The organism is Acinetobacter lactucae (genome assembly GCF_013344765.1).
Taxonomy (GTDB): domain Bacteria; phylum Pseudomonadota; class Gammaproteobacteria; order Pseudomonadales; family Moraxellaceae; genus Acinetobacter; species Acinetobacter lactucae_A.
Genome location: NZ_JABVBF010000069.1, coordinates 1 through 16,455, shown reverse-complemented (window position 1 = coordinate 16,455; position 16,455 = coordinate 1). Strand labels below are relative to the sequence as shown.

Below are 16,455 nucleotides of genomic sequence, written 5' to 3'. Positions count from 1 at the left end.
TGGTGGTGCAGCAGCTTACAATATTGTTTTAAATATAAAAAATGGAAAAGTAATTGCCAATAAAGCTTGGAAGGTTGAAATTTAAGAATATTTTCTTTCTTCTACAAAAGCTAATTAATTAAAAAAGCCCAACTTAAGTTGGGCTTTTTTTACGTCTCTACAATCCCTTCTAAATCTTCGAGCTTATAGTTCGGCATATCAATAATATGAGTTTGAATACCCTCTTGCACATAATCATTCACATGAGGATATAACCAGCGAGTAATCTGTTCGGCTACACTCGAGTGATACTGAATTTCAAAGTGATTTAAGCCATAAAATACGGCTTTATGTGAGTCTGGAACTTTAAGCTGAAAACGTGGATTAGGGTGTTCACCTAGCGCGCTTTTTACACTCACTAAGTAGTCGCCAATTACAGTCAACGCTTTATTGCGGACCTTTTCAAATTCTAATGTTCCTGCCACTAAAAAGGTGTTGATATGGGAAGGTAGCGGAGCAGGTGCACGGTTATCATCCATCATACCAATACGGGCATCCATATGTTCCCAATCATCATCACGGACGCTACCGTGGCGTAAGTCTAAAATACCATTACTCCGAATATTCACCAGTTGACCGAGTAAGCCGACAAAAGGGAAAGCTCCAAGTTTGTCTTGTATGGTAAAACCAAAGCGCTCCAACACTGCACCATGATGTGGAGAGCCAATGCAAACTAGATTCTCGATCATATGAATCCATTGATACATATTTTGTTTGCCATAAAACAAGGCACTACGAGAAACTAGTCCACCCATACTATGGCCAATGATATCAATGCTCGTAATTCTTGGATTATTTTTTACGAGATCTTCTAATAAATTTGAAAAACTGCGTCCATTGGCTGAAATGCGTCGACCGGTATTGTAATTTAAATACAGCATCGTGTTATGGTCACGCTGTGCTAACAGACGCTCCCCAATTCCACCATAATGTGCATTTGACCAAGTCAGATGATTCATACACAAACCGTGAACCATAATTACAATACGGCCTGCAAGCTCACCTTGTTGTATTGCACCGTAGTGATCGTACAGCACCATGGGTAAGGCGAGAGGGCTGTGCTGTTTAAGTAGATAATCCCCAAAAACACCATTCAAAATTCCGACTAAAAAATGTAGGCTTGGGGTGAGTGGTTTTTCGTGAAGTGTTGGATATTTTTCAATAATGCGACGCAAACCGGGTGCTAAAAAATAACGACCATATTTTTGTAAAGCCCCATAAGAAAATTGATATGCCTTTTGCACAAATGGTCGTTTTTGAAAGTTTTTAGCATTTTGTGTGCTCACTCCAAAAGTATTTTTTAATACTTCAATATTAATAACTTGTATTAATTCATGTACACCATTTAAGCTGGTACTGAACAGTTGAGCTAAACCTTCTAATACGTCTGCCTGACTAGGTGGCGTACGATCCCATTTACAATAAGTTTCATGTAGTGGTGTTAAGCTCGGCATATCTTTTCCCCATATACGTTATAACCGACGTTTTAAGCTGTACTTTTTATCAACGGCAGTAAACGTTTCCATCTTAGTAGTTTAAATAACACATATTTTTAAAATACTGATGAATGGTTAGTTGAGTGGTTTTTCTTGTCTGACAATAGTGTTTTTATATACAAACTGAGAACAAAAATGTGAATTTATTCTCAATTTAGAGGGAAAATATATGAATATTATCTACCTCCATGGCTTTAATAGTAGCTCTCTTTCAATTAAAGGGCTGAGCCTTAAGCAATATTGTAGCGAATTGGGCATAAATGTGCATTTGCCAGATTTAAACAGATCTCCTGATCTAGTGGTTGAGCAAATTTCAGAGCTGATAGAGTCTTTACAAGATGTAGCCTTAGTCGGTAGTAGCCTTGGCGGGTTTTTTGCGACATATTTTGTCGCGAAATATAATGTTCCAGCTGTACTGATTAACCCTGCTATGCAACCATGGAAACTGTTTGATGAGTTATTTCAAGTTGAAAGTATGCCCTATGTGGTGAATGATCAATGGTCAATTGACCATCTTCAGTTACGGCAGTTAGAACAACTGGAACTGAAACAACCTGAAAATGCTGACAAAATACTCGTCTTATTGCAACAAGGCGACGAAATTTTGGATTATCGTCAAGCACAACGCTATTATAGTGCTGCAACGCCATCCTCATTGATTTTGACGGATGCTCATGGCAATCATGCTATGGAAGATTTTGAAGAAAAATTACCGTTAGTGATCGAATTCTTTGCGCACACCATCAAATAAGGAAAACGTACAACGTGACACAATATACGGCTCAATCGCTTGAAGTTCTTTCTGGTTTAGACCCTGTTCGTCGTCGTCCAGGGATGTATACCGATACGACTCGACCTAACCATTTAGCCCAAGAAGTTATTGATAATGCTGTTGATGAAGCATTAGCTGGTCATGCCGACAAAATATGTGTCACGGTTTATAAAGATGGTTCGTTGTCGGTTGAAGATAATGGCCGTGGTATGCCGGTCGATATTCATCCTGAATATGGCCAAAGTGGTATCGAAATTATTCTGACCAAGCTGCATGCCGGTGGTAAATTCAGTACCGATAGCTACCAGTTTTCAGGTGGTTTGCATGGTGTGGGGATTTCCGTTGTAAATGCTTTATCAACACGTGTTGAGGTAGAGGTTCAACGTCAAGGTAACCTATATCAAATGGCCTTTGAGCAAGGTGAACCAGTTGCTCCTTTAGCTGTTCTCGAGGGTAAAGCTCCAAAACGCGCGACTGGGACAACAGTACATTTTTGGCCAGAAGCGAAATATTTTGATAGTCCAAAATTTGCTTTAAAAGCGCTTAAACATAATTTAAAAGCCAAGGCTGTTTTAGCTGCTGGTTTAAAAATTATCTACATTGATCAAATTAATGATGAAAAAATCGAATGGCAATTTGAAAATGGCCTCGTCGATTATTTGATGGATGAATTGCAAGACCGCGAAATTCTGCCAAACCCTGCATTTGTGAGCAGTGGTCAGGTAGACCGTGCGGCGTGTGAATTTGCGATTTGCTGGAATGTGGAAGGCGGTGAACAGGTTCAAGAAAGTTACGTCAACCTGATTCCAACCGCACAAGGCGGTACTCATGTGAATGGTTTACGTTCAGGTGTAACTGAGGCATTACGTGAGTTTTGTGAGTTGCGTAACTTGTTGCCACGTAACCTCAAACTTTCGGCAGAAGATGTTTGGGATGGGGTGAATTACATCTTGTCGCTCAAGTTCCAAGAGCCGCAGTTTTCAGGTCAAACCAAAGAGCGTCTTTCTAGTCGGGAAGCATCAAATATTGTTTTAAATATTGCTAAAGATGCTTTCGCACTTTGGTTAAACCAACATGCTGAAATTGCGATGCAACTGGCAGAAATGGCGATTTCTAAAGCAGGTCGTCGTTTAAAAGCAGCAAAAAAAGTCGAGCGTAAAAAGATTGTTTCTGGCCCTGCTTTACCGGGTAAATTGGCAGACTGTGTTGGTCAAACACGTGAAGACAGTGAGCTATTTATTGTCGAGGGTGACTCTGCTGGCGGTAGTGCCAAGCAAGCCCGTGATAAAAACTTTCAGGCTATCATGCCAATTCGTGGAAAAATCTTAAATACGTGGGAAGTTTCTTCAGATGAAGTCTTGGCTTCTCAAGAGGTTCACGACATTGCAATTGCGATTGGTGTAGATCCGGGTAGTGATGATTTATCTGAATTACGTTATGGCAAAATCTGTATTTTGGCCGATGCTGACTCGGACGGTTTACACATTGCGACTTTGCTTTGCGCCTTATTCGTTAAACATTTTCCAGCATTGGTTGAAGAAGGGCATTTGTATGTGGCAATGCCACCATTGTTCCGTATCGATATTGGTAAAGATGTTCATTACGCGCTTGATGATGATGAACTTGAAACTATTTTGAAAAATATTAAGGGCAATCGTAATCCGCAAATTACCCGATTCAAGGGATTGGGTGAGATGAACGCGATTCAATTACGTGAAACGACTATGGATCCGAACACGCGTCGTTTGGTACAGCTCGATCTAGATGATGCTCATTTTACAGCAGGTTTACTCGACAAGTTACTTGCCAAAAAACGCTCGGCAGATCGTAAGCAGTGGCTTGAGCAGAAGGGTAACTTAGCTGATATCACTGTTTAGAAAAATGAAAAAATCCCCGTTCAATTGACGGGGATTTTTTATATAAACCTAAGATTGTTAGAAATCACCACAACGATTTCTGCTATTAAGGTTTAGATCATTAAATTAGACAGATCTGTATATTTTAATTTAGGTCGTAATTTTTATAGACTCTGGAAACTGAAAAACGTCACAATTTGCTCCACCTCCAATTCGATCTACCACCGCAAAATCACTGGGTGCTTCAAAGGTGAGCAAAGGATGATGCCATGTGCCTGCCCGATAATTGATACTTTGCTTACCGTCTGAGATAAAAGCACATAGCTTTGAAATATCGGGAGTATTCTCGTCTAAAGCGGGCGCCACAATAATTAGAAACTTTTGCTGCTGTAGTGGAATAAATGCCTGAGAACCCTTTGGATGGCGCTCTAGCATTGAAATTTCCAGAGGTAGCACACTGGCTTTAATATTACGGAAAATACTAATTCCTGCTTTTGCTTCCCCTTCAATTTCTGCTTCAACGAGCGCATGGTAGCGCTCGGTGTGGGCATCATTAATATGAAAAAAGTCATGCCCGTCGCAACAGATGACTTCTCCGAAGGGCTGAAAGTTTTCAATTGTTAAAGGCTGAATTTGAACATTCTTCATCATGACTTGGCAATTTTTCCCCATAAACGAACACGGCTAATGCCACCATCTGGAATCATGTTAATACGAATATGTGAGATTTTTTCGTGTTGTAAAATCTCATTCACATATTCATGAATATGGTCCATTTGCATCGGTTGAGCTTCAAGTAAATAAGACCAGAACATGCTTTGTGGAATTAACTGCGCATCGGTTGCATTTTCAAGGTAAACCGCCTGAATAGATACTTGGGCAGGGAAGTTCCCTTTAAAGTGAGCCGTATCAATTTCAAGTTTCTCAATTTTTCCACTTTTACCCAACGCAAGAATACACCAGTCATAACCCGGTGCGCGGCGGCGTTTGGTTTCCCATCCATCGCCCATGTTGACGCCACGGCCAGGGTTAATCAAATTACGTGGATGTCCAAAATGTGCATCGCTATAGGCAACTACGCGGCCACCATTTTCGAGAGCCAATAAATCGAGAGTTTGCTCACTATCAGTTACCTGAATATGAACATCACCATAGACACGTAAACGGGCAATACCGCCATCTGGGAAAATATTAAGGCGTATATGAGTGAAAAGTGCATCATTATTGACCATAAAAATATGATGCTGGCTTGGACCGAGTTCCGTATTTCCTAAAACACTCTCCCATTTTGCCCGTGTCAGGTCCCCATTTGGTGCATAACATGCTTCTAATGATGCAGATGAAGGATAGTTTCCTGTGAAAAAGCTGGTATCAATATCAAGAGCAGTGATTTTTCCGCTTACACCAAGCTTCACGATACACCAATCATAACCTGCGTGACGCTTACGGCGCGTTTCCCAACCGTCCATCCATTTGCCGTTGTCATCAAATTTATCTTCAACAAAAATCGGTGCATCAAATTGCAGCATACGCTTTGCTTCTGCAAAGAAATCATCTGAACACTCAATGACTTGTGCACCAATTCGGGCATCTGACAAATTGGTTTTCGTATTCAAAATTTCAGGAAGTTCAAATGCTGGAGCGTGCAATGTTGCCATAGTGGATTATCCGTATTTCTTGTTAAAAACATGATTTTTCATTTAAAACTGCACTCACACTGAGCGTGCCGAGATGAGTTTTATACATAAATATATAAGCATGGTGCATGCCAGTTTTGTGGAAAAGCTCAATAAATTTTGAACGATGGCATGTTTTTAGCATAAGCACCCTATAGGTGAATATCTATAGGAGAGTGTTATGAATGTGGTGATTATTGGTGCAGGAATGGGAGGTCTAACCACAGGCATTGCATTAAAGAAATTTGGTCACCAAGTTCGCATTTTTGAGCAAACTGAAAAGATTCTTCCAGTTGGTGCTGCAATTTCGCTCTGGTCGAATGGTGTGAAATGTCTGAACTATCTGGGATTAACCGATAAAATCGCCAAACTTGGTGGACAAATGGATGATTTGGCCTATGTGGATGGTTTAACTGGAGATGTGATGACACAATTCAGTTTACTGCCATTAATTGAAGAAGTGGGCCAAAGACCTTATCCAGTTGCACGTGCTGATTTACAAAATATGTTGATGGATGAATTTGGCCGTGATCAGATTTATTTAGGCAAAAAAATGGTCAGTCTTGAAGACAAAGCTGATTTTGTTGAAGTCCATTTTGCAGATGGTAGCTCAACGCAGGCCGATCTATTAATTGGGGCTGACGGTACCCACTCACTTACACGGAGCTATGTGTTGGGCCAGCAAGTACAGCGCCGTTACGCAGGTTATGTAAACTGGAATGGTTTGGTTGAGATCTCTGAAGATTTAGCTCCTGCTCAGCAATGGACGACTTATGTTGGGGAGGGTAAGCGAGCTTCTTTAATGCCTGTTGCAGATGGAAAGTTCTATTTCTTTTTAGATGTGCCTTTACCTGCAGGGCTAGACAATAACCGAGATGAATATAAAAAACTTTTAAAACAATATTTTGCTGATTGGTGCCAGCCTGTACAGCAGCTCATTGAACGCTTAGACCCGCAAAAGACGAATCGGGTAGAAATCCATGATATTGAACCGTTCACTCAATTTTATAAAGGTCGCGTAGTGATTTTGGGTGATGCTGCACACAGCACGACACCTGATATTGGACAAGGCGGTTGCCAAGCCATGGAAGATGCAATTTATTTAGCGCGTTCTCTACAAATTAATACTTTGGGGCTAGAGGATGCTTTGCGACGCTATCAAAACAAGCGTAATGAACGTGCTAATGAATTGGTACTTCGTGCGCGTAAACGCTGTGATGTGACTCATATGAAAGATGAAGCGGTTACACAAGCATGGTATGAAGAATTACGTCGTGAACAAGGTGGGCATATTATGCAGGGGATTATTAGTAATATTGTGGGGAATCCACTTGATTAAAAACAAAAACAGCAAGGAACTTTCCTTGCTGTTTTATCTTCTAAATTTGGATTTTAGAAGTGGTATTTAACCAATGCACTAACGTTATTTTCGTCGGCACCTTTAATACCAAATTTGTTATTCCAGACTGAGTGCTCGATACCTAGGTATAGGCGTGTATCAGGAGAAATGTGTTTACCCACATTCCATTTCCACTGAGTTGTCCAGTTTAACTCGCTCGCATGGTCGCCTTCAGCAGTTGACCAGTCAAGGAAACCATCTACCAAGAAATCTTCAGATCCTAATTTTAATGGAATACCATAAACGAATGTCATTTGATAATCGTCGTCAATGTTCTCATTATTTGCACGGTAGAAGTTTAAATTTGCATATTGGAAATATGGGATATCTAAATCAACTGCAAAACCATAAAGAAAGTTATCGAAGTTATTGCCGTCTTCACTGTTACCTTCCCAAGTAGTACTAATGAGTACATCTTTGATTGGGCCATACGACAGTTTTTTACCTGATATTTCACCTAAGCTTAAACGTGGTGATAACTCGAAGTAAGTACTCTTGTGGTCATTTTCACCACGCATGCGGTCCATAAAGAAAAATACATCAGCGTATTTAACTTTCGCTGCATATTCCAAAGTAATCGTGGTTTCTTTCTCATCTACAACTTCATAGTTTTCACCATAAAGTCCAGTCACACTAAAATCTTGCCAGATTGGTTTCGCCTGAACCATGGCAGTTGCAGATAACAAGGCACAGGTCGCCGCAAGTTGCTTTAATTGCATTTAAATGATCTCCCCCCAAATAAAGCATGCTAAGGATACAGGGTCTTAAGCAAAAATGAAGCCAAATTTGATCAACGGTTAAAAAAAAGCCCACCGAAGTGGGGCGCTAAACAGTAAATCTTTAATGTGTATTTCTGGTGTTTATTGTTTGGCTTAAATGCGGGGTACGCGAGCTACGAAATGAGGGTAAATGATTAAATAATAAATTCAACAAGATAGCAAAGATACAAGTTGAACTAATGCCCGAATGGAACAAAGTTTGTACCCAAACTGGGAAATGAGCATAGAACTCATGGTTAATAATTGGGATCATTCCAGCTGATAAAGCAGTTGCGACAATAATTAAATTTTTCTGATCGTTATAATCTATTTTTGCTAAAGTGCGGATTCCACTTGCTGCAACCGACCCAAATAAGACCAAACCTGCACCACCAAGTACGGGCATTGGAATGGTTGCAATCAAACGACCCATAATGGGTAGTAGTCCTAAAATAATGAGAATTAAACCGCCTGCTGCCACTACAAAGCGGCTTTTGATGCCTGTAATCGCAACCAGTCCAACATTTTGGGCAAAAGCGCTTTGCATGAATGAACCAAAGATAGGGGCAAAAGCACTCGAAAACATATCTGCACGAACGCCATTGGCGATCCGTTTCGAATCGACCTCAGTTCCTACAATGTCTCCGACAGCAATAATATCGGCTGTGGTTTCGGTCATAATCACTAAGGTAACGATTAGCATCGATAAAATTGCACTGAGTTCGAAAGTCGGTAAACCAAATGCAAATAAGTGTGGGAATTGCAGCCATGCGCCTGAACTCACCTGACTAAAATCACCAAAACCCATGAAGTAGGCAAGGGTAGTACCAGTAACAATAGCCAACAAAATTGATAAACGACGAATGCTTGCTTGTGGCAGCATATTTAGAACAATCACAATGCCTAAGGTCATCAGTGCTAAAGAGATATTTTCTACGCTACCCCAATCTGGTGCTTTATTGTTGCCACCCATCATCCAGCGAATTGCAACGGGTAACAAAGATAGACCAATAATCGTGATGACGCATCCAGTCACAACGGGTGGAAAAAACCGAATAATTTTTGAAAAGTAAGGTGCAAGGCATAGCCCAATCAGAGATGCGGCAATCACTGCACCGTAGACAGCAGGCAACCCACCACCTGTGGTGATAATGGCGACCATGGTGGCCACACCGGCGAAAGAAACACCCTGAACTAAAGGTAATTTTGCACCTAGATATTTGGTTCCGATAGTTTGAATCAGTGTTGCTAATCCACCTACAAATAGGGCCGCTGCAATGAGCATTCCGATTTGTGCTGAGCTTAAGCCAGCTGCTGTTCCAATAATCAAGGGCGGGGCTACAATGCCACCATACATGGTCAGCACATGCTGTAAGCCGTAAGCAAAACTTTTGGAAATTCCTAAATATTCATGCTCTGGAGAAATCGCATTTTTTTGCTGATGATTCATATTTTTCTCCTATTTATATTTGAATTAGCTACCGCGATAGGTGGAGTAAGCAAACGGGCTGATCAGCAATGGAATGTGGTAATGCTGACTAACTTTTTCTATAAAAAATTGGATACAAACACGCGGGAAAAAAGTTTTGACTTGCTGCGATAAAAAATAAGGTGCAATTTCAAATTCAAGTTGATAAGCGCCTTCACCTAAGCCTTCTATTCCGAAATCACTCACTCGACCATCTTGATTAGTGGTTGCGGTCGCTATCAGCTCATGGGTTTCTGCATGAAACAACTTCACTTCTACATCTGCAGCCGGTTTACCTAAATTCGTATCTAAAATATGAGTACTGATCATGCTTGTATTTCCTGAGATAGACGTAATAGAGCAATCGCTGCAAGTTGCTCATGTACAATTGTTTTTTCGATAGCCAAGTCGTTTTGTAGTCGTTCATGTAGCTTTTTTAAAATTTCATCACTACTGAGGCCTGCCGCTTTAATTAAAAAAATAAAGCCAAACTTTTGTTCATAATCAAGATTACCTTGCAGCAGAGCTTGTTGTGTTTGTTCATCTAAAGAAATGCCAGCCTGTTCTTTAGATGAAAAATCTTGCTCTTTTGCATTGAGTTGTTTTTTAGCTTGGCGTTCACCAATTTTGGGATGGGTTGCTAAAGCCGCTAGTATCTCTTGCCATGACCACATTTGACTTAATTGTTCTGCATATTCCAAAAGAGATGCTTTTGTTGAATAGGGACGATTTGAGATGATTTTTTCGGCCCATGCTGGAATGTGGACACAGTTTTTTAACAAAATCTTGAGTTGTTCTGGTGGGGCTTGATTAAACTCGGATAAAAACACTGTTATTCCTAAACTCATTGTCGTGATACAGAGTTTTAGCAATAACAGTGCCAAGAGGCGTTTATGATTCGCTTATGAATTTGGAAAATTAAAAAATCAATTATTTAGTTATGTGATTTTTATACCAATGTTCAGCAATGTCTTGACGACTACATATCCAGACTCGATCGTGCATTTGAAGGTAGTCGAGAAACTTTTGTAGTGCTTTAAAACGGCCTGGGCGCCCTAAAATACGGCAATGCATTCCAATCGACATCATTTTTGGTGCATTTTCTCCCTCTGCATACAGCACATCAAAACTATCTTTTAAATATTGAAAAAACTGTTCTGAGCTATTAAATCCACCTGGTGAGCAGAACTTCATGTCGTTACATTCTAAAGTATAAGGAATAATCAGATGAGGGCGTGATGTACCCTCAGCATTGGTAAGCGTTGTCCAAAAAGGCAGGTCATCCCCATAATAATCTGAGTCATATTGTATTTGTGGAAACTCTGCGAGTAACTGACGTGTATTGGGGCTGTCACGTCCGGTATACCAACCTATCACTTTATTTCCAAACAAGTTTTCTAAGACTGTTAGAGCCTGTTCCATATGCTGTTTTTCAACTTCAATATCGGTATCTTGATAGTGAAGCCAGCGATAACCATGAGAAACCACATCGTAATCAGCTTGCTTAATCGCTTCTACAATATAAGGGTTGCGGGCAAGCGCCATTGAAACCCCAAAAATGGTCATTGGAAGTTTGCGCTTTTGGAATTCACTATGAATGCGCCAAAAACCAGCACGTGAACCATATTCGTACATAGAGTCCATCGACATATGTTTCGCTGGGTAACTTGCAGCGCCAATAATCTCCGATAAAAACTGTTCTGAGCCATCATCGCCATGCTCTATATGTTTTTCGCCACCTTCTTCATAATTAAGAACAAATTGCACTGCAATTTTGGCATTGTTAGGCCATTTAACCTGTGGAGGCTGTCCGTGATAACCGATCAAATCACGTGAATAAGGAGACTTTTGAATTTGCTCAATGAGCTCGGCTCCAGATAAATAAGATTTGGACACGATTGCTCTCCTTTTGTTCAATTTTTCATAAAAATTTAAAAAATCAGCTTGCATATTTTTATAGATGGACTGATATTGAAGGTATGAAGATCTTCAAAATAAATTAAAAGCAGTACGTTTAAGTCAGGAGATAACAAACCATTACACCATCAAAATGTACAATTGAAGTCAGTTCATGCATGCTTAAAACATGCCAACATAAAAAAGTTTTGCATAGAAAAGATCCACAGTAAGAAAGAGAGGATGGTATTTATGAATATTGAAATCCGCACAGATAAAAACATCCATAACAGCGAACGTTTAATTACTTATGTACGTGCAGAACTTACTCAAGAATTCCAACGTCATAGCGAACGTATTACGCATTTTTCGGTTCATTTTAGTGATGAAAATGGGGACAAAGGTGGTGACAAAGATATCCACTGTATGATTGAAGCCCGTCCTGCTGGTTTGAAACCAGTTGCAGTGCACCATAAAGCAGGAAATATTGATGCTTCAATTCATGGCGCGATTGAAAAATTAAAACGTAGCCTTGAACATACGTTTGAGAAAAAGGAACACCCGAGAGGTGGTCAACCAGAATTCATTGATGATGAAGTCTAATTGAAAATGCTAAAAAGCCCTTCGGGGCTTTTTTTATATTTGATGAAAATAAAACTATTCACAACATTAGGTTTGCAATGCGATGCAATCAACCTCTAAAATCTTCAGATGAGATTAGGCATAATAGCCCTAATATATTTTTGAGAGATGGTCATGTTAACCACCCAGCAGCAAGCTTTAATTAAAGCCATAGAAGAATTAGAACTCGCGCAAGTGCAAAAATTACTTGCTGAAGGACTTGATCCGAACTTTATTGATCCGGAACAAGGGCCACCTGTATCAATCATTTGTGATGGAATTTTTAAATGGTGGGAAGATGTATCAGAAGCTTATGAAGCTGGTACACCATTATCAAAAGAAGAAAAGCAACAATCACTACAAGTCTACCTCGATATTCTCGAAGCGTTGATTCAAGCCAAAGCCAATGTACACCTTTGGGATGCAGAAGAGTTTTATGGTCCTTTATGGGACGCGGCAAGCTCGGCATGTGCGCCAGCCGTTCAACGTTTATTAAATGAAAAAGTTGATCCAAACACACGTGATGAAGAAGGACTCACTATTTTATCTTCAATCAGTCAGTTGTTCTTTGATTGTGACTTTGATGAAATAGATTGGTCAGAAGCGCTTCAAGAAGAGCGTGAAACATTAGAATTATTGCGCCAGCATGGGGCAAAAATGTCAAAAGAACTAACTACTTGATTGGATAATAGAATGAGAACATTTCAAATTTTAACTTTTGCTCTGACCACTGTTGCTGGAAGTACTTTTGCCGCAGATTTCTCGTTTGACCGCCCAGGGGCCGGAATGGGAACAGGGATTACCCCTGTAGGTAATTTGGCTTGGGAGCAAGGTTTACCAAGCGTAACCTATACTGAAGCGACTGTTGATGGTGTTAAAGAAAAAACCGTAACCTTAAATCAGGATATGTTATTCCGTACAGGTTTAGCGCGTGACTTGGAATTACAATTAGGATGGCAAGGTGCGGCATGGACCCAAACGAAACGTGCTGGTAAAAAACATGACACGTCAGGCTTTGGCGATGTCAGTATTGGTTTAAAAAAAGCAATTGATTTAAAAGATGATAGATTGTCTATGGCAGTGTTAGCTGAGGCTGTCATTGCAACTGGAAATGATGAATTTACAGCACATGACGATATTTATAGTCTAAGTTCAGCAGTAGCTTACCAATATAGTGATTTAGTGGGTACTTCAATTACCATGCGCTATGAAGTACAAAATAGTGATTGGGCAGTGACAGCAGTACCGACAATTGACTATAAAATTGCAGGTAAGTTATCAGGTTATTCTGAGTTCATTTACCGTAAAGCTGAAAGCCAAGATTACGAATATGGTTTAGGTACAGGTTTAGTCTACGCCGTAAATAATCGTACTCAGCTTGATGCAAGTATAGGAGTCGATTTGAACGGTCAAGACAAGAGCTACAATGGTGGCTTAGGCGTGGCGTTCTTGTTCTAATCGAAGTAATTTAAATTTATGTTAATGAAAAAGCTTATTCATCAGGGAATTCTTTATTTTCTGGCAGTTGCTGTTTGTGTATTTAGCCAGTTGGTTTTTGCACAAGATAAGCTACTTTCACCTGAACAAGCTTTTTCATTTTCGGTTGAATCTTCTGAGCCGCATACTGCGAATTTGTCTTGGCAGATTCAGCCAAATTACTATCTTTATCAGCATAAATTTTCCGTACAACAAGGTACTCAACCTTTAGCTTTAAAGTTACCTAAAGCGATTGCCCAATATGATGAAAACTATGGGCAAAGTCAGGTTTACTACCATCAAGTTAATTTCCAAATTAAGACTAAACCATCGGAACATTATAGTGTGACTTGGCAGGGCTGCGCCAAAGACCGTATTTGTTATCCACCCCAAACCATTGAGTTTCAAACCGATGCAGATGGTTTAGTGGGTGTACAAAACCAAGCAGGAACAGCGCCGAAAAGATTACTGGATTTAGTAAATACACAATCAGAAGCTTCCTCGGGTTCAGAATCTTTAGAAAAAGAGCAGAGCACAGAGGCAGTAGCTGATACAACTACACCAGAAATCGCGCAAGATCAGATCTGGTCAGCCAAGTTAATTGAACACTCGCTTTGGTATGGGATTTTATTATTTTTAGGTTTAGGCATGTTGCTCGCATTTACGCCATGCTCTTTACCGATGCTTCCTATTTTAACTTCACTGATCATTCGCGAACATAAAGGTTTAAAAGCTTGGACTATTGCTTTGACCTTTGTTTGTAGTATGGCATTGGTTTATGCAGGTTTAGGTTTAATTGCTTCTTCAGCAGGCTTAAATTTTCAACGTTGGTTACAACAGCCTGCGACTTTAATTGCTTTTAGTTTGCTGTTTATTATCTTTGCTCTGAACTTATTTGGCTTATTTGAACTTCGTTTACCGCAAACATGGTTAAACCGACTTGACCGTATTCAGTCGATGCAAAAAGGTGGCACTTTAGTGGGTGCTGGAATCATGGGTGTGGTTTCTGCACTTTTGGTCGGTCCTTGTATGACCGCACCTCTCGCTGGAACTTTATTATTTATTTCTCAAACACAAAACCAATGGCAAGGTGCTTTGCTTTTATTCTGTCTAGGTTTCGGAATGGGAATTCCGCTACTGCTGGCAAGTATTTTAGGGGCAAAATTCTTACCTAAAGCTGGTGACTGGATGCACCAGATTAAAGTGATTTTTGCTTTTCTGATGTTGGGTTTAAGTCTCTACTTTATTCGTCCTTTATTGCCAGATTGGGGCATGCAAGTACTGAGTCTAGCATTAGGCTTAGCTTTTATAGCCTATGCTGTTTATCAGTTTTTCTGGAAAAAAGGGCAACTACAATGGCTCTACGCGCTTTTATTATTAATCGTTACCCCTTTTGTAGCCTATAACCAATATCAACATATTCAAAATCGAGCTTTGCAAAGTTCTAATCATATGGCCGAGTGGCATATTGCAACTACAGCAGCGGACTTTGAGAAAATTTTAGCGGCAGCGCCTGCTGATCGGGCTATTGTGGTTGATATCTATGCAGACTGGTGTGTTGCATGCCAACCGATTGAACACCGTGTTTTAAAAGCGCCTGAGGTTCAATCTGCTCTCGCACCTTATTATTTAATTAAGCTTGATTTGAGTCATTATGACCAGTCACATGAAGCGCTACTTAAGCAATGGAATATTTTAGGACCACCGACCTATCTATTTTTAAGCCCAGAGAAAAAAGAGATTCGTGCTTTACGTTTAACTGGTGCTTTTAGTCAGCAAGAACTTTTGCAGCAACTTGCGAGCTTAGCAAAGTTAGAAGATTCATAAGGTAGTCATAGTTTCGATCTGATGAAATGTACGTACTTGATTACGTCCTGAAGCTTTTACTGCGTAGAGTGCTTGATCAGCCTGTCGAATAACAAGATAAGGGTCTTCTGAAAAAGCTGAACTGCTGATTCCAAAACTTGCACTAATATAAATAGGATTGTTTTGAGCGCTACAAACGGGCAGTTTTTGCAAAGCAAGACGACAACGCTCAGCAATTATTTGCGCTTGAATAATATCAGTATGAGGCAGTAATAAAATAAACTCCTCTCCACCAAAACGTCCAATAATATCCTCACTACGCAAATTCTCAGAAAGACATTGAGCAATTTCAATTAAGACCTGATCGCCTTGGTGATGCCCATATATATCATTAATTTTTTTAAAATGATCGATATCGAGAAGTACTACTGCGTAATCAAATTGTTGTTGATGTAGCGACTCTAAATGCGTGTTTAAACTACGTCTATTTAACACATTGGTTAATGGATCAAGTTGGCTTAGGCGTTGAATATAAGTTTCTCGTTGGCGCCATTGGGTGAGCAATATTTCAAATAAAACAAAACAGATTAATAAGATGGGCATAATAAAAAAAGCCATGCTTCCCAACCAGAAAGGATTGGTTTGAGCATGACGCATTGCCGTAAAATTAAATAATGGAGCATAGGATATAGCTCCAGTCATACCTAAATATGTACATACTGTTAGAATAATTGTTGCAGGTACAATAGCGCTATAAACGATTTTTCGGTCAAATAATACTAGACCTACTCCAATGGTGCCTACATAACCGACCATAGTAGCTGGGCTGATACTGCCAATTAAATATCCATCGTGGCATAGCATGAGGGTAAAGAACTGCACGCTAATTAAAGGAATAATTCGTTGAGCCCATTCATCATTTTTGTAGCGATAACAGGGAGTAATCAAAAGGCCCAATAAAAATAAAGTAAATAAATTTAGCCAGAGTTGTGATTCAACTAAAGGCAGATTTGCCCATTGCCAGACACTAGGGGTAAGTAGGATATAACCTTTCCATAAAATCCAACTGAAATTCATTGCACAAGCAAGTGTGAGCATCAGTGCACTTTTTTGTAATGGCGTCCAGTTGATGATGTGATTATTGTGGATGAAATCGATTATCACCTGCTTTGTTCTATGTATGGGATGAGTG

The 16,455-nt window shown here is 39.9% G+C and carries 16 protein-coding genes and 1 pseudogene; 8 read left to right on the top strand and 9 right to left on the bottom strand.

Features of this window, described 5'->3' with window-relative positions; all coding sequences use genetic code 11:
• A pseudogene (locus tag HUN22_RS08980) lies at nucleotides 1-85 on the top strand (SH3 domain-containing protein); the annotation flags it as partial.
• 64 nt (nucleotides 86-149) lie between these two features.
• Here HUN22_RS08980 and HUN22_RS08975 read toward each other — a convergent pair.
• Entirely contained in the window at nucleotides 150-1,493 is a 1,344-nt protein-coding gene (locus HUN22_RS08975) for an alpha/beta hydrolase (RefSeq protein WP_174728278.1), read from the bottom strand.
• A gap of 211 nt (nucleotides 1,494-1,704) precedes the next feature.
• On the opposite strand from HUN22_RS08975, the gene HUN22_RS08970 reads away from it, so the two are divergent.
• Together HUN22_RS08970 and parE are read left to right on the top strand one after the other, a co-directional pair.
• Nucleotides 1,705-2,286 carry a YqiA/YcfP family alpha/beta fold hydrolase gene (locus HUN22_RS08970; protein ID WP_174728275.1) on the top strand — a complete coding sequence of 194 codons (582 nt, stop codon included), beginning with the start codon at nucleotides 1,705-1,707 and terminating at the stop codon, nucleotides 2,284-2,286.
• A gap of 14 nt (nucleotides 2,287-2,300) precedes the next feature.
• Complete coding sequence (gene parE / locus HUN22_RS08965; protein WP_174728272.1) at nucleotides 2,301-4,184, top strand: DNA topoisomerase IV subunit B; 1,884 nt, start codon at nucleotides 2,301-2,303, stop codon at nucleotides 4,182-4,184.
• Nucleotides 4,185-4,313: 129 nt separating this feature from the next.
• Here the strand turns inward: parE and HUN22_RS08960 are convergent, their stop codons facing one another.
• Together HUN22_RS08960 and alc are read right to left on the bottom strand one after the other, a co-directional pair.
• Nucleotides 4,314-4,835 (bottom strand): ureidoglycolate lyase, encoded by a 522-nt coding sequence (locus HUN22_RS08960; protein WP_174728270.1) that lies wholly within the window; start codon nucleotides 4,833-4,835, stop codon nucleotides 4,314-4,316.
• Complete coding sequence (gene alc, locus HUN22_RS08955) at nucleotides 4,811-5,821, bottom strand: allantoicase (protein ID WP_174728267.1); 1,011 nt, start codon at nucleotides 5,819-5,821, stop codon at nucleotides 4,811-4,813. The genes HUN22_RS08960 and alc overlap by 25 nt, the downstream gene beginning before the upstream one ends.
• A 199-nt stretch (nucleotides 5,822-6,020) precedes the next feature.
• Between alc and hpxO the strand changes: the two genes are divergently transcribed.
• The gene (gene hpxO / locus HUN22_RS08950; RefSeq protein WP_174728264.1) at nucleotides 6,021-7,178 is read left to right on the top strand and encodes an FAD-dependent urate hydroxylase HpxO; all 1,158 of its coding nucleotides are present in this window, start codon (nucleotides 6,021-6,023) and stop codon (nucleotides 7,176-7,178) included.
• A gap of 53 nt (nucleotides 7,179-7,231) precedes the next feature.
• On the opposite strand, the gene HUN22_RS08945 is transcribed toward hpxO, so the two are convergent.
• The 5 genes from HUN22_RS08945 to puuE form a co-directional block, all read right to left on the bottom strand.
• Entirely contained in the window at nucleotides 7,232-7,957 is a 726-nt protein-coding gene (locus HUN22_RS08945) for an outer membrane protein OmpK (RefSeq protein WP_174728261.1), read from the bottom strand.
• 121 nt (nucleotides 7,958-8,078) lie between these two features.
• The gene (locus HUN22_RS08940; protein ID WP_174728258.1) at nucleotides 8,079-9,446 is read right to left on the bottom strand and encodes a nucleobase:cation symporter-2 family protein; all 1,368 of its coding nucleotides are present in this window, start codon (nucleotides 9,444-9,446) and stop codon (nucleotides 8,079-8,081) included.
• Nucleotides 9,447-9,470: 24 nt separating this feature from the next.
• Nucleotides 9,471-9,794, bottom strand: coding sequence for a hydroxyisourate hydrolase (uraH, locus tag HUN22_RS08935; RefSeq protein WP_174728255.1), 324 nt, complete (start codon nucleotides 9,792-9,794; stop codon nucleotides 9,471-9,473).
• Nucleotides 9,791-10,294: a 2-oxo-4-hydroxy-4-carboxy-5-ureidoimidazoline decarboxylase gene (gene uraD / locus HUN22_RS08930; RefSeq protein ID WP_174728252.1), complete on the bottom strand. Its 504-nt coding sequence runs from the start codon at nucleotides 10,292-10,294 to the stop codon at nucleotides 9,791-9,793. The genes uraH and uraD overlap by 4 nt, the downstream gene beginning before the upstream one ends.
• A gap of 100 nt (nucleotides 10,295-10,394) precedes the next feature.
• Nucleotides 10,395-11,360, bottom strand: coding sequence for an allantoinase PuuE (puuE, locus tag HUN22_RS08925; protein ID WP_174728249.1), 966 nt, complete (start codon nucleotides 11,358-11,360; stop codon nucleotides 10,395-10,397).
• Between the two features lie 252 nt (nucleotides 11,361-11,612).
• On the opposite strand from puuE, the gene HUN22_RS08920 reads away from it, so the two are divergent.
• The 4 genes from HUN22_RS08920 to dsbD all read left to right on the top strand — a co-directional run bounded on the left by HUN22_RS08920 (nucleotide 11,613) and on the right by dsbD (nucleotide 15,284).
• Complete coding sequence (locus tag HUN22_RS08920; RefSeq protein WP_002053923.1) at nucleotides 11,613-11,963, top strand: HPF/RaiA family ribosome-associated protein; 351 nt, start codon at nucleotides 11,613-11,615, stop codon at nucleotides 11,961-11,963.
• A 153-nt stretch (nucleotides 11,964-12,116) separates the two neighbouring features.
• Entirely contained in the window at nucleotides 12,117-12,662 is a 546-nt protein-coding gene (locus HUN22_RS08915; protein WP_005066773.1) for an ankyrin repeat domain-containing protein, read from the top strand.
• 12 nt (nucleotides 12,663-12,674) lie between these two features.
• Nucleotides 12,675-13,439 (top strand): transporter, encoded by a 765-nt coding sequence (locus HUN22_RS08910; protein ID WP_174728246.1) that lies wholly within the window; start codon nucleotides 12,675-12,677, stop codon nucleotides 13,437-13,439.
• An 18-nt stretch (nucleotides 13,440-13,457) separates the two neighbouring features.
• Nucleotides 13,458-15,284, top strand: coding sequence for a protein-disulfide reductase DsbD (gene dsbD / locus HUN22_RS08905; RefSeq protein ID WP_174728243.1), 1,827 nt, complete (start codon nucleotides 13,458-13,460; stop codon nucleotides 15,282-15,284).
• Here the strand turns inward: dsbD and HUN22_RS08900 are convergent.
• A partial coding sequence (locus tag HUN22_RS08900) for a GGDEF domain-containing protein (protein ID WP_217488123.1) occupies nucleotides 15,279-16,455 on the bottom strand: 1,177 nt, incomplete at its 5' end. The two genes, dsbD and HUN22_RS08900, sit on opposite strands and share 6 nt — an antisense overlap.

Coding starts and splice junctions, on each gene's coding strand:
- HUN22_RS08975 (WP_174728278.1), bottom strand. CDS start 1,493: ATGCCGAGCTTAACACCACTACATGAAACTTATTGTAAATGGGATCGT.
- HUN22_RS08970 (WP_174728275.1), top strand. CDS start 1,705: ATGAATATTATCTACCTCCATGGCTTTAATAGTAGCTCTCTTTCAATT.
- HUN22_RS08960 (WP_174728270.1), bottom strand. CDS start 4,835: ATGGGGAAAAATTGCCAAGTCATGATGAAGAATGTTCAAATTCAGCCT.
- alc (WP_174728267.1), bottom strand. CDS start 5,821: ATGGCAACATTGCACGCTCCAGCATTTGAACTTCCTGAAATTTTGAAT.
- hpxO (WP_174728264.1), top strand. CDS start 6,021: ATGAATGTGGTGATTATTGGTGCAGGAATGGGAGGTCTAACCACAGGC.
- HUN22_RS08945 (WP_174728261.1), bottom strand. CDS start 7,957: ATGCAATTAAAGCAACTTGCGGCGACCTGTGCCTTGTTATCTGCAACT.
- HUN22_RS08940 (WP_174728258.1), bottom strand. CDS start 9,446: ATGAATCATCAGCAAAAAAATGCGATTTCTCCAGAGCATGAATATTTA.
- uraH (WP_174728255.1), bottom strand. CDS start 9,794: ATGATCAGTACTCATATTTTAGATACGAATTTAGGTAAACCGGCTGCA.
- HUN22_RS08920 (WP_002053923.1), top strand. CDS start 11,613: ATGAATATTGAAATCCGCACAGATAAAAACATCCATAACAGCGAACGT.
- HUN22_RS08915 (WP_005066773.1), top strand. CDS start 12,117: ATGTTAACCACCCAGCAGCAAGCTTTAATTAAAGCCATAGAAGAATTA.
- HUN22_RS08910 (WP_174728246.1), top strand. CDS start 12,675: ATGAGAACATTTCAAATTTTAACTTTTGCTCTGACCACTGTTGCTGGA.
- dsbD (WP_174728243.1), top strand. CDS start 13,458: ATGTTAATGAAAAAGCTTATTCATCAGGGAATTCTTTATTTTCTGGCA.